At 60.0% G+C, this 13,541-nt stretch carries 8 protein-coding genes; 2 read left to right on the plus strand and 6 right to left on the minus strand.

What is annotated here, in order from left to right; genetic code table 11:
- From pglX to brxE, 6 genes are all read right to left on the minus strand, one after another.
- Positions 1 to 3,954 carry a BREX-6 system adenine-specific DNA-methyltransferase PglX gene (gene pglX, locus FRC98_RS09590; protein ID WP_146981106.1) on the minus strand — a complete coding sequence of 1,318 codons (3,954 nt, stop codon included), beginning with the start codon at positions 3,952 to 3,954 and terminating at the stop codon, positions 1 to 3.
- A 244-nt stretch (positions 3,955 to 4,198) separates the two neighbouring features.
- Complete coding sequence (locus FRC98_RS09595; RefSeq protein ID WP_146981107.1) at positions 4,199 to 4,594, minus strand: four helix bundle protein; 396 nt, start codon at positions 4,592 to 4,594, stop codon at positions 4,199 to 4,201.
- A 409-nt stretch (positions 4,595 to 5,003) separates the two neighbouring features.
- Complete coding sequence (brxC, locus tag FRC98_RS09600) at positions 5,004 to 8,654, minus strand: BREX system P-loop protein BrxC (RefSeq protein WP_146981109.1); 3,651 nt, start codon at positions 8,652 to 8,654, stop codon at positions 5,004 to 5,006.
- Between the two features lie 2 nt (positions 8,655 to 8,656).
- Positions 8,657 to 9,328: a BREX protein BrxB domain-containing protein gene (locus FRC98_RS09605; protein WP_146981111.1), complete on the minus strand. Its 672-nt coding sequence runs from the start codon at positions 9,326 to 9,328 to the stop codon at positions 8,657 to 8,659.
- Positions 9,325 to 10,134 carry a BrxA family protein gene (locus FRC98_RS09610; RefSeq protein WP_146981113.1) on the minus strand — a complete coding sequence of 270 codons (810 nt, stop codon included), beginning with the start codon at positions 10,132 to 10,134 and terminating at the stop codon, positions 9,325 to 9,327. The genes FRC98_RS09605 and FRC98_RS09610 overlap by 4 nt, the downstream gene beginning before the upstream one ends.
- Entirely contained in the window at positions 10,134 to 10,712 is a 579-nt protein-coding gene (gene brxE / locus FRC98_RS09615; protein ID WP_146981115.1) for a BREX-6 system BrxE protein, read from the minus strand. Before brxE ends, FRC98_RS09610 begins: the two co-directional genes overlap by 1 nt.
- 1,169 nt (positions 10,713 to 11,881) lie before the next feature.
- Between brxE and FRC98_RS09620 the strand changes: the two genes are divergently transcribed.
- Together FRC98_RS09620 and FRC98_RS21465 are read left to right on the plus strand one after the other, a co-directional pair.
- Positions 11,882 to 12,949 carry a hypothetical protein gene (locus FRC98_RS09620; RefSeq protein ID WP_146981117.1) on the plus strand — a complete coding sequence of 356 codons (1,068 nt, stop codon included), beginning with the start codon at positions 11,882 to 11,884 and terminating at the stop codon, positions 12,947 to 12,949.
- 325 nt (positions 12,950 to 13,274) lie between these two features.
- A complete protein-coding gene (locus FRC98_RS21465) occupies positions 13,275 to 13,451 on the plus strand; it encodes a hypothetical protein (RefSeq protein ID WP_230467465.1) in 177 nt (58 codons plus the stop codon).
- Positions 13,452 to 13,541: the final 90 nt, after the last annotated feature.

Genomic DNA, 13,541 nt, shown 5'->3' on the forward strand with positions numbered 1-13,541 from the left:
TTATAGTAAGCTCAACTTGTCGACGGACATTTCTTCCTCCCTATTTACAACATTCCGCTCCCTCCGAACATACTCCTCCTCCCGAATCCTCTCAACCTCCTCCCGACACTCCCTCATAAACCTCTCCCTCACCTCCCCAGCCCCATCCTCCTCAATCTCAAACTCCGGCCCAATCTCATCCTGCAACCGGAGCTCCCACTCGTACGCCCGGGCTGGGTGGTACTTCCAGAACACGCCGTGGGCGACGGCCAGGGAGGGGTCTTCCTGGCACTTCGCGTCGACGCGGGTGGGGAAGTAGCGGGCGGCGAGTTTGGACCAGTCGAAGTGTTTGCCGCGGTAGCCCTTTTCGGTGGCGAGGAGCTTCCACCACTTTTTGGGGTAGTTCCACTGGGGGTCGAGCAGGGGCCAGAGGGCGGAGGCGTTGATCATGGTGCCGTCGTCGAGCACGGGGTCGTAGGGGGCGTCGACCTCACGTTCAGGGCATTTGGAGTCGGTGGGTGGGGGGCCGAACTCGGCGCATTGGCGGACCAGGTCGATGAATTCGCCGAGCTCGTCGAGCAGTTTGAGGGTGTCGTCCAGGCGGCGGTCGGCCTGGGAGCGGTCGCGGCCGTCGGCGGTGTCGAGGGTGGTGCGGAGGTTGTCGCGTAGGGTTTCCAGCGCGCGTTGCTCGGGCAACAGGTGCTGGGCGAGCAGCGCGCGTAGGGTGTTGGCGCCCCAGCGGTGGATGCTGATGTGGGCCACAAAATTCTTAGAGCTCGACGAGAGGGGGAAGTAGATCGGCGCGTTATCGTACATCTGCCGATGCACATCTTTGAAAAACTTCTCGCGCAACCAACTGCTCAGGTCGTCTTTGCTGCGGCCCACTTTATCGCCGTGGGTCTGCCACATCTCGTGGAGCAGCGTGCAGGCCGGTTCGCTGAGGCTGTCGGGGATGTCGGTGTTGCTGACGTAAAGAATGCCCGACTCCAACGCCTCGTCGGGCGCTTCATCCAGCCAGCCCTGTTCGCCAGCGGCATCAAAGCGGCCCAGGGCGACGCCGATGGCCCAGGAGATCCAGTTTTCGGCCGGCGCTTCGTCATAGACGGGTTCCCACGCCGGCAGGGGCTCGCCGGCAGGTCGGTCCACCGAGCGTTGGGCCCAGTCCTGCGCGTACTCCCAGCAGGAGGGGCCGGGCTTTTTAAATTCGACGGAGGTTTCGCGGGCGGCTTCATGTTCGGTGAAGGCTTCGTCGAGGCGGGCGAAGATGTCGTCGGCAGATTCGATGGGGAAGAGAGGGAGGCGATTTACATCACCGATCTGGAAATGAACTGTCGGATTGAGCGACGTCATAACCTGATGCGCCAGTGCGCTGTTTAATAGACAAGTGACCATTTCTAAGTTTTCGGGAAAAATGCTGGCTCCCTCACTATCAAAAACACTATAGAACCGGTGTTTTCGCGCACGAAAAGAACTGCCCACTCGCGGAAAAGCCACGCCTCCGTTAAAAAAGAAGTCTTCATTACGTAGAGCCGACAAAGCATACGTCTTAAACTCAAGACCTGCACGTTTCCAATTCAACAAATGATCAAGTGGTTCAAACCACGCCTTTCCTGCGGCACCTTTTATATAAGGAACCCAGTCTTCTTTAATTAAGCCCCTTCTTCTTTGCGAACTAACAGGTGTTGCTTGCGCGGTGATTCGTGAATTTTGCTCCCAAGGTCGTCGTAAAAAACGTGAGTTGTCCGCAGTGGATGATCCCTGCCGCCCGGGAGCGTGTTCGGCAAACTTTGGCGTTTTTATATATTCATTAAGAAAATTGTCTGTCCACCAATATACCAACGGCTGCCCCTCAATACCTTCGAGCGCCTTGGCAAAAAACTCGTAACGTCCTACCTGGGCGAGTAGTGCGGCGCTCTTGATAGAACTGCGATTAGACGATGATATATCTTCGTCTGTGAGCTTGACCGCAACACTTCGCGCATTGGTTGGTAGATTTGCTCGAATGACCGTCATCGTCGCTTGAACGACATGACCACCGATTTCAGCAAATCCGCCGACGCCAAGATCCCCAATATTATAAAGGTCTGTCTCCGTGAGTAGCGTTTTGCGTAAATCTTCATAGGTTTTGATGAACATCCACCCCCGCATAGTAACCATCGCCGAGAAGCCGCACCTTTTCGCAAGCTGAAGCCCCCGCTCCAAAAAACACGCATAAAGATCCGCTTTCCCCCGCGGATAGGTTCTCTCAATATACGCCCTATTCCGCACGTTTGACGTCCCCAAATAAGGCGGATTCGCCACCACCACATCGTACCGCCCTTCCCTATTCATCCGCACAAACCGAATCCCATTTGCCAACTGCTCGCCGCGAAGTCGCAATCCGAGATCTTCCGAACGGGAGTGCATCGCCAGAAAATTCTCGAGGAGGTCGACGAGGGTCTGGCGAGCGTCGCTGGTCTCTTCCAGGCTCGGTCCCCCGCCCTGCCAGAGGTCGCCCTGGGGTTGGGATTCCAATTTGCGCAGCGCGGCGTCGATCTCCTCATCCACCTTCAGGAGGGTGCCTAAGTGATGGGCCTCTTTGAGCGAATGCACGATCGTGTCGACCAACGCGCCGGGGATGCCCGTCTCGGCTTCCACGGCGCGGCGCAGCTCCACCAGGGCGGGGTCGTCGTCGGGGAGGTTGCCGAGTGTGAGGTCCGGCGCCACCAGGTTCAGCCGCTCCGGGCGGTAGGTGGGCGCGGCGAGTCGGCCTTTGAGGTAGAGCGCGGCAGCGGCGATTTGGACGGCCCGGGGGTCGATGTCGATGCCGTGCAGGTTATCCTCAAGAATCCACGCGGTGATCTGCGCATCGCTCCACGACTCGCCACGGTGACGGGCCTCCTCCTGGTAGAGCGCAAAGAGCAGGTCAAAGGCGATGACGAGGAAGTGCCCCGACCCACACGCCGGGTCCAGAAGTTTCAGCTCCCGCAGGCTTAGCAATGCGTCCGGCGCCTTGATGCTCTTCGATGGCGCCCCACTCGCCACGCCCTCGCGATCTTCGGCGGGAGGCACATAATACTTCCACCGATCCTCCATCCCCGCCTCAATCGGCATCAGCGCATCGAGCTCCACCTCCCCACGCTCTCGCCGCCCCCGCCACTCCACGCGCCGCGGCTCCAACGCATCGAGCACACCCTGCGCCTTCACCTCCGGCTCCCACCCGTTGCGCTCGCAGACCTCAAACCAGATGGGCCCCAGGCTGTTCTGCAGGAGCCACTCCACCATGTAGCGCTCCGTGAAGAGCTGCGTCTTCGACGCCACCTCATGAGGCTCCACCTTCCCCCGCGCGTTCAGCTTCGCATCCAGCGCCTCCCGGTCCGGATCATTAAAGTACTGATACACCCACCCCAGGGTCGTATCGTCCGACCAGCAGGGCTCCAACGCCGGCGCATTCAACGCCTCTACCGCCGCGCGCAAGGTCTGCGGCGGCAGGGGGATGAACTCCGTAAGCCCCACACTCCCATAAAGCCCCGGCAAGTCGTGGGCGAGCTCGTCGAACACGAGGTTGAGGAGGGTGGCGTAGCCGTCGGTCTCATCGGCGAGTAGCGCCGGGGCGAACTCGCGCCACTCGCGGTAGGCGGGGGATTGCCACCCACCTTTGAGAACCGCCGGGCGTACGAGTTCGGCCTCCTCCATCAAGCGTAAGAGGACCAGGCGGTTGATGAGGGTGTAGGCGGCCTGGCGGACGCTCTCGGCGATGAAGTCCTGGCGAGTACGGCGCTGTTTTGCCGGCTTCGACTCCTCGCCGCGGATCTTCTCGGCCAGGTACGCCTCGATAAATACACGCTCGGCGAGCCGTCCTTCGCTCAGCGCCGCATCCTGGGGGCGACGGGTGAGGCGGTAGCGGCCTTCCAGCGCATTCGCGAAGTCCGTGGTGAGACGGGTGCGCAGAGTGCGGATGGTTTTGGAGAGGGTGGATTTGGCGGTGGGGTTCATGGGTTTGGAGGGGTGCGGGGTTGGGGAGCGTTTGGGGAGATGGTGGGGTGCGTTTTGTGGTTAAGTGGTTATGTGGTTGTGTGGTTGTGGGGCGTTGGGGTTGCTGGGGCTGCTTTAATTTGTGAGTGCGTTGGGGGGTGTGCGGGTTGTGGTTAGGTGGTTATGTGGTTGTGTGGTTGTGGGGCGTTTGGGTTGCTGGATTTTCTTTAATTTGTGAGTGCGTTGGGGGGGTCGCTTTTGGGGGTTAGGGGCGTCCGTCGGTTTTTTGTTGGATAGAGCGGATGAGGCCTGTGAGGGTGCGGCTCAGGGGATCGAAGGTCTTTCGGAGCAGTTCGATGTCGCGTGGGGAGAGCATATCGAGTTCGCTGGCGATTTCGAGTTGGGTATCGACTTCTTCCAAAGAACCCCGCGCGTTGTAGAGGAAGCGTAGGAAGTCATTGCTGGTCCTGCGGGCCGCGCCCTCGGCAATATTGCTGGGGATGGAGACGGCCGCACGTCGTAGCTGCGATGTGAGTCCATACCGTTCTTCCTTCGGAAAATGGCGGGTCACTTTGTAGACCGCGAGCGCGAAGTCACGTCCATAACGCCAGGCATTTAAGTGGTGGTGGGGCCTCTGCCGATCTTCGCGAAACCATTGCATCCTCAAGCCCTCCGCCATCAAAACGCGAACCACCCATCGCACTCACGAATTAAACATCATCCAAAAACCACACAACCACAAAACGCGAACCACCGAACGCACTCACAAATCCAAAGCATCCCGTGAACCCGAACGTCCCACAACCACTTAACCACACAACCACACAACCACAAAACGCGAACCACCGGACGCACTCACAAATCTAAAGCATCCCGTGCACCCGAGGGTCTCACAACCACTTAACCACACAACCACCTAACCACAAAACGCGAACCACCGAACGCACTCACAAATCTAAAGCCTTCCGTGAACCCGAGCGTCCCACAACCACACAACCACACAACCACCTAACCACAAAACGCGAACCCCAACGCTCCGCGACCGCCGCTCCCAGCGCGAACCTCCGAGCCTAATACAGCCTCACAACCACTCCCCGCCCCAACTGCTCTTTGATCTGCTCCCGAAGCTCCTCCAACACCCCCTCCAGCTCCTCCTCCGTCTGAATCGTCCGATTCGACAACCCATGCCGCACCTTCACAACCGGAACTTCCTTCTCACTCACGATCAATTTATCCAGCCGATCATGCGCCTCATCCAATGCGCGCGGGATGTTCACGTCGATCTCCCGAGTGAGCTCACCGAGCCCAGGGGCGACCGCCTTCGCGTCGGTGGCGGTTGTGGCTTCGCGAATGATCCGCAGCACGCGGTTCGAACCGTCACCATCGAGTTGGTCGAACCCATCCCTGAGCTTGATACGCTCCACGGCTTCGCGAGTCGCCACCGTCGCGCGGTCGATCAACGCCTGGCGGGCCTCCCGGTACGCTTCCCGAATCCGTGTCGCGTCGGCTTCGACGCTGATCAGGTCCTGCCAGGGACGCGCGCTCTTAAGCTGGTCCTGAACGCGCCCAATGGCCGCCCCGACCTCCTCCGAAAGCTCGCCCGTCTGCTTGAGCTGCGCGGCCTCGTACATCATTAGCGCCTCTAGACGCCGCAACGCCCCGATCTTCTCCTCGGTGAGCTCCGATGCGTATACGCCCAGTTGATGAACACCATCGCGCAACGCATCGAGCTGCTGCTTGAGCGTGAGCACCGTTTCTTCGACGCGGCGTGAACTCAGGCAGAGGTCCAGGGCGCTTTCGAGGGCGAGTAGCGTGTCGGGGAGTGGTGGCGCGCCGGGGAGGCGTTGGAGTTGGGATTTGAGGTCTTTGAGGCGCGTGCGTTTTTCGGGGAAGTGGGCGTAGACGGCGTCGGCGAGTGCTTCGTCTTCGCGGTCGACGGTGGCGGAGAGGTGGTCTTCGAAGAAGCGGCACATTTGGATGCGGTCGCGTCCGGAGATGTCGCCTTCGGTGGCGGGGAAGATGTTGGCGCGTTTGAGGTCGCGTTCTTTGCGGAAGAGGTCCTGGGTGCCCGGGTCGCGGTAGCTGGTGACGCGTTTTCCGGACTCGAGTTGAATGACGATTTTCTTGGCGCGCACGAGTCCGGCGAGGCAGGCCTGGATGATGGAGGCGTGGTAGCCGTAGGGTTCGCTGGTGAATTGGTTGAAGAGGGTGGTGCCGTTGAGGCCGTGGGCGGAGGTGATGGCGCCGAGGATTTGCGTGGGGATCTGGCCCGTGCAGGTCGCGACCATCACGCCGGCGTCTTTGCTCAGAATGCCCAGCTCGCCCTCCATGAATTTGGCGGAGGCGCCGCCGAGGCTTTCGCTGAGAAGTTGGTCGAGTTCCTTCTCGGTGACGGTCAGGGACACGTAGTTGGGAAAGACCTCCGGCAGCAGCACCTCGCCAGCGCGGTGGAGGGCGGTGTTGAAGGCGGCGCCGAAATTGCGGGGTTCGATCTCGCGGCCGCGGAAGTACATCTTGCCGGCGACCCAGGCGCTGTTGATTTGATTGACGAGCTCGCGGTGGAGGCTGTCGCGGCGCGTCTCTTCGTCGCGCAGCAAGCCGAGGGTGGCGGCGCCGAGGTTGGCGCGGCGCGCGTCGTAGGTGCGGATCATCTTCTCGGAGCGGAACCAGGCGCGGGCCGCGTCGATGACCTCCTGGGTGTGGCCGACCACCCAGATGACGCGGTTTTTGGTGGTGCTCTCTTCGCTGCGCTGAATCCAGGCCGTGGAGCTCTGCGTGTCTTTGCCCACGAACTGGAAGTCGAAGGTGATCGAGGCCTGGTGATGGTTTCGTTTGATCACCGCATCGTGGTTGCTGCGCATGTCGTTGAAAAACGCGCTGAAGTAGAAGTCGCTGCCGTGATGGCGGGGGCGCGGGGTGGCGTCGATGAGGGCGGCGAGCTCGCGGCTGACGACCTCGCTGGCCTGGTCGTGGGAGACGGCGATGCGCTCGCGCTCCTGCGCCCAGTCTTTGCCGGCGCTGGACTGGAGTTTGTAGCCGCGGGTGTCGGAGTAGGAGATGAAATTCTTATCGCGCAGGCGATTGAGCGCCTCGGTGATGGCGGGGCGTTGGTCGCCGCGGTCGAGGCGGTCGTAGAGCACGCTGGCGATGAGGTCGACGGTGGTGGGTCGGTTCTCGGCCACAAGCTGGAGGAGCGCCACGGCTTTGGCGGCGCGGATGGCGAGCTCGTCTTCGGTGTCGGCGCACCATTTGAGGAGCGCGGCCATGGTGTTCTGCGTGTCGTTGTCGAGGGCGCTCGATTGCACATCGAAGATGTCATCAAAGGTCACCAGCCGCCCCACCTCACGCGTGGCCAACTGCTTCTCCCGAAACAACTCGCCGAGCAACTGAATCAGGCCGCGGATGGCGTGGGTGTCGCCCTGCACGCGGGTTGAGCGCAGGTGCATGGCCGAGGTGATGTCCATCAGCAGGTCGATATGCCCCGGGAGCATGGGGTAGACCTCGACAAAATCATCGGTGGTGATGTCGGCGCATTCGTAGGCGTAGAGGCGCAGGTTGTCGCGGTAGCGCGCAAAAAGGTCCTGCAAGGTGGCCTCGGCGGCCTCGGTCTTAAAGAGCAGGCGTTTGTGCACGACGTCGCGGATGTTCGTCGCATCGAGGTGCACGCGCAGGTGTGGTGGGAAGCGGCCCTTGAGCTTGCCGAGCACGGTGGACTCGCTGGCCTCTTCGAGCTTCTCCTGACCGGTGACGAGCAACCAGGCTCTGCCGCGCAGGCGCTGGCCCAAAGACGACGCAAAGCTCTGCAAGCGGAGCATGCGCTGCTCATCCTGATGGATGTACTGGCTGACCTCATCGATCACGAAGAAGAGGGTCTTGCCCGGCGCCCGAAAACGCATCACATCGGCGATGGCGTCGGCGGCTTCGTTTGGGGCGAGGTTCTGGGCGTTGCGGCCAGCGAAGAGGTCGGCCCAGGTCATGGGTTCGGTGTAGCGCGAGGGCAGCAGCGCGTGCATGACTTCGGAGAAGAGGTCGTCGGCCATCGCGTCGTCGCGAAGCTCCTCCCAGGGTTGGCCGTGCACGTCTTCGCAGGCGGCGAGGAAGTCGGGCCATTGGCCGTCGCGCTCGAGGCGAAGTTCGTATTCGGCGACGCTGGCGAGGTGCGAGTAGCCCAGGCGTTCTTGAAGTTGGCGGATGGCCGCGGCGTGAATCTGCTCGTGGTCGCGCGCCACCCCGCCGATGTCGAAGACCACGGCGATGGGGTCGATTTTGTCGCTTAAAACCTCCCAGGCGTCGCGGAATTCGTGGGCCAATGGCGAGGTGTCGGCCGCCAGCAGGGCCTGGGCCAGCGTGCGGCCGTCGGGGAGGGTTTTGCCGTCGAGCGCGAGTCCGAGGAGCTTGGCGAAGCTGGACTTACCCGACCCGTAAAAGCCCGAAATCCAGGCCGTGGGCAGCTCGGGCCCCTGGGCTTTGTCGAGCTCGCGGGCGATGCCGCCGAGCAGGCGCACGTACTGTTCATGAATGCCGCTGGGCACGCGAGTGTGGTGGGGATGATCTTCGGGATAGCCCCCGGTGATGATGTATTCGCGCACCTCTTCGAGGAGCTTTTCGGAGCTCTGCTCATGAAAGTAGATCACCGGCGGGATGTCGCGGGTGACGTCTTTGCGGAAAAGGTCGCCGATGGCGTTCTGCGAGGTGCGAGCGTCGGAATCGAGAGTCGTCATGGTCAAATCTTAAGTGAGTCGGGCGTGTAAATTTGGGGGCGATAGTCACCAAAAGCGGGCAGGACTTTCATAAACGAGAGCCCGCGCTCGCCATCGCGAGAGCCGGGATAGAAGAGCACGACGGGCAGGTTATGCGTGCGCCCATCGATGTGTTTGAGCAGCGCGGAGGTGCGCATGAAGGGGTAGAGCGCGCCGGTGCGGGCGATGAAGACCACGATGCGGTCGGCGCGCTCGGCGTTTTCTTCGATCAGCGTGTCGATTTCGCCCGCCACGTCGGCGGCAATGCCGTCGGGCCCCTCCACCAGCAGCGTGATCTTTTCGTTCAGGTAGCTTGCCGCGCGCTCGACGCCGCCGGGGCGCGCAGCGAGTCGTTTCTCGCGGGCGATGATGCGCTCGATGTTCTTTTCGCCGAGGTCGCGGCGCAGGCGCTCCAGGAGCACGCGGTGCAGGGAGATGGTGTGCACCACCCAACCCTCGCGGGTGAGGCGACCGCTGAGCGCGGAGAGCCCTTTGCGAAGGTCGAACTCTTCGGCCGGATCGTAGACGGCGATGGCAAAACGGTAGTTGCGCATCGTGGAGATGCGCGGCCCGTTCTCATCGATCAGGTCCTGCTCCAACGCCTTCAACGTCCAGGTCAGGTCGCGGGCGCGGGGGTTGATGTCGGGGCGGCTCATGAGGCCTCCGAGAGTTCATGGGAGCGCAGAATCCACGCGCTTAAGTCCGGGGTGAGGGTGTTGAACTCGACGAGATGTCCCATGCGCCGCAGCGTGATGTTGGGGAGGGTGCGCAGGCGGTCTTCGAGGAAGGTGCCGCTGAGCCCCACGGAGCGCAGGTAGGGGTTGTCGAGCAGCGAGCCCTCGATGTGCAGCTCGCGCAGGAGGTGCACCATGTACGAGAGCGCGCGGTCGGAGACGCGGGGGTATTGCAGCGGCCGCGGGTCGCGGGTGCTGGCGACGAGCCCGGCGTTGTACGCGGCGGTCAGAAGTTTGCTCGCAAAAGCCACGCGGGTCGTACGCCCCCAGCGCTCTTCGTTGCCCCGCGAGACCCAGCGGAGCACCTGCTCACGCGAGACGGTGGGATCGAGGGCCTGGCGCCGCTCTTCGAGAAAGTCGCCGGTGAACGCGCGGTAAAGAGGGTCCGCGAGCTGGAGGTGCCAGTGGCAGATGACGGCGCGGGTGGCGGGCGCCATGGCTTCCCAGTTCGCGAGCGCGTGCAACGCCGGCGGGTAGGCGTCGTAGCGGGCCTGCATCTCGCGCATGATCACTTTGACGCGGCTCTCGCTCACCGCGCCAAACCAGCGCTCTTCGAGTGCCGGCTGCCAGGCGCGTTGCGGATCGGCGGCGTCGACGCGCTGCCAGTAGGCGCGCGACTCTTCCACGCCGAGCTGAAAGCGCAGGATGCGGGTGTGAATCTCGCGGGTTTCGGCGAGTTTCTTGGCGTCTTCGTCGGGCGCGTCGCTATTGTCGGGAGCCGTAGACATCAGAGCTCGTAGTGGGGCTGGGGGAAGGTGTCGTCGAAGGCGCCGGAGGTGGTGAGGGCCGCGGCGAGGTTACGGATCTGGTCAAGCGGTGAGTCCGGGACCTCGCCGGTGAGGCGGCGGCCGCCGGGGGTGGTGCGTGAGTTGGGAGGCTCGGGGAGCTTGAGCGCTTCAGCGAGTTTTGCGGCGTCGAAAGGCGCGTCGGGCACGGCGATCTCGAGCAGTGGCAGCGCCTGGGCGGGCGTTTCGCCGCTGAGCTTGAGCGCGCGAAGACGCTGCTCGATCTGGCGATCGACCTCGAAGCTCAGGTGAAAGAGCGTGCGCTGGCGCGCCGCGTTGGCGCTCTGGGTGCGCATCGCCTCGGAGTGGCGGCGGCCAGCCTCGCGCGCGGCTTCGAGCCCCGCCCAGCGGTGGGTGACGGGGAGGAGGCGTTTGAGGAGGTCACCACCGCCCATGTCATCGACGAGGTCGGTTTGCCACCAGGCGAGCCTGGGGGGTTCGCAGGCGCCCTCCCCGGCCCAGCCGACGAGAAGCTGGATGGCGAGGATGGCGTCGAGTGTGTGTTCGGGAAGTTCGAGCATCGAGGCTACTCCTGACTTCAACCCCTGGTTGCGTATGAGCGGCCCGTGGGGGGCCGGTTCGTGTGGGGGGTATTGTGGCGGAAGTGGGGGGGCGTTGGGAAGGGGGATTTGTAACGGGTCGTGGCTTGGGGGGTGGGGTGGGGTTGGGAGGTGGGTGTGGGGGTCGGTGGTGTGCGGGTTGTGGTTAGGTGGTTGTGGGGTTGGGTGGTTGTGGGGCGCTGGGGTTGGCGAGGTGGGTCGATCTGTGAGGGCGTTGGGGGGTGTGCGAGTTTCGGGGCCCTGGGGGCGTTCGGGCTATGGGGTGAGTTTAGGCGGGGAGTTGGGTGGGGGAAAGGCGGTGAATGATCGTGTGGGGTGGAAAAAGGAGGGTTTTGGGTGGGAAGGCGTGTGGGGAGCGATCGCATACCCCGAACGGGGCGTTTAGGGGGTCGAAAAAGGCACAGGGTGCCTCTCGCTTAGGGGTCGAGGGGTTCGCAAAACGGAGGCGGTGAGGAGGGCGTGTGGGTCGAGGGGTTCGCCAAACGCCGGCGGTGAGGAGGGCGTGTGGGTCGAGGGGTTCGCCAAACGCCGGCGGTGAGGAGGGCGTGTGGGTCGACGATCAAAAAAATAACAACCCTAGCAAGCCATTTTTCTTTTTAATTTTTCTCCTCTGAACGCCCCCCGCGTCCAATTCTATCCTCGTATTACGACAATTAACCCCTTTGCTTTTAGCACCAACAAACACTATCACTAACATATCAAACACTAAAAGCATACTAGGAGATGACCCCCTAACTGCCCTTCTGCGGCGATCATTTGGTATTTTTTTGTCACCCTGGTCTTGCCAGGGCCGCAACAAGGCGTTACAATTGCCGACAATTACACCCCCCCTGAGGGGCGCGCGCCTGGCCGCCGGTGGCACCGGACAGATCGCGACGAATTCGCTCATGCCATATGGGTTGGACGTTATCCAACCTCGTACGCCTCCGATAAATTTGCGTTTAACGCACTCCACGAGCCAAAGAAATTATGTTAAATAGCCCCCTTCAGCGCAGCGTAGAATACTGACACACCACCGCGAGTTGATTGTCGTTGATGGCGTTTTTGTCTACCACGCCCCGGCTCATGCCTTAAACTCATTACATCAACACTTCAGCCAAACCATTCAACTTTCTATTGACGTGACGAACATGAGCGACGACTTCTGGAACAAACGCGCATCTATCCTTCAATATCACGGCGAGTTGCACCGCAAGAAACGTCAGGGTCAATCTATCAAAAGATCAACCGCCCGGACGAATGATGAGCTGTATCGTGAAGCGGTGGAACACACCGGCCACCTATCATTTAGCTCACTACTGCGCCAATATAATATAGAAACAAAGTTTGCGAACTTAACCTCGAATGACATTTTGGCAGCGACAGGCATCGGAGTCCTCGGCGCACTTACTGCCGTGTGGACAAGCGCGCTGGGCAGAAAAGTCGAGCCAAAACTTTGGGCGAACTATGACAGAAACCATCCATCCGACTACTTTACAGGAAAAGATCATCGATATCCGTTCGGCCATGATGTCTTAAATATCAACCAGAAATTACCACCCGGTTTCATCTGGCGGGGCCGAGATGTTGGCGGAAAATCTTTAATCCAGATGGTCAACCATGCGTACCCAGTCTCAAGTGGCAACCCGGCAGCTCAAGCACTATCATCTACCACCCACCTTCTCGTTCATTGGCTTCGCGACTTCATTACCCCTGCGGGACTCCCCTTACCTGGAAGCTCCCGTTTTACCAAATGGACTAAAAACGTACTAAACACGTGTGGATACTCTTCCAACAACGCTTTAATGGATACCCTTGGAAGGGAATTCGGAACACTTCACGCATCAGACTTCACTTCCATTGGCCTAATCAAAATTCTTAACAAAGGTTACATCACACAACAAGCGTCCATCTACTCGCCAGATCGCTTTCAAATATTTGACCGCCAAATCAAAGTAATCTCATATGGATCATGCATCATTGCCCAGATGGCGATCCTCATGCCGATCATTATTAAAGACCCGCAAGTTCGGCGTAAAGTGGACGGTGCCAAACTCAACCTTATTATGTTAGGCCTGTTTGGAAAATCGGTAGTTGACCTGATGATGCTGTCCGAAAAAGAGCATCAACAAATTTTAAGGAACTACGAAAAGTCAATTAACACCCTTTTAAATTCAGAACGGAGCTTTGAAGAGTGGATAAAAAGTCTCGACAGTTAAGCCTCAAAAAACATCAACATACGCATGGAGAATATCACTTTGAATCTTGCGAAACTTACTGCGATCACGCGTCGATCCTAATTGCGGAACAGAAAACAATAGGCTCCAATACATGGTCTCCTGAAGAGTTAAGCCAATTAAAAACCATTTCCAAGATGGAGACGCTTCGCAGCAATCTTGGCACACAAGCAATCGATCTTGAAACTTATCGAGCGAAGTTGAACAAGGAGGTCGAACAGTTCTTTGAATCTTTCAACTCACACCCTTTAACACATACCGACATACACGACGAATTCTACCAGCACTTGAACAAGGAGATCGCAAAATGAGCAACAACAATGACAAATTAGTCAAAGGGATCCTCGCCCTGGGAGCTGCGATTGGGGGCGCTGCCGCCGGTATATTTGGAGGAAAAGAGCTTTCAAAACGAAAGGAAAAAAAACGTCGAGAAAGGTTGGAGGAAGAAGAACGAGCTCGTGATCGAAAACTCCGCAACTCATAAAAGGGATACGCAATGCCTTTCATTATCGCACTCATCGTGGTCTTTCTTGTCATTTTCTTCGTCGTGGGCTCAATCACTTTCACAACAGAA

Source organism: Lujinxingia vulgaris (assembly GCF_007997015.1).
Lineage (GTDB): Bacteria > Myxococcota_A > Bradymonadia > Bradymonadales > Bradymonadaceae > Lujinxingia > Lujinxingia vulgaris.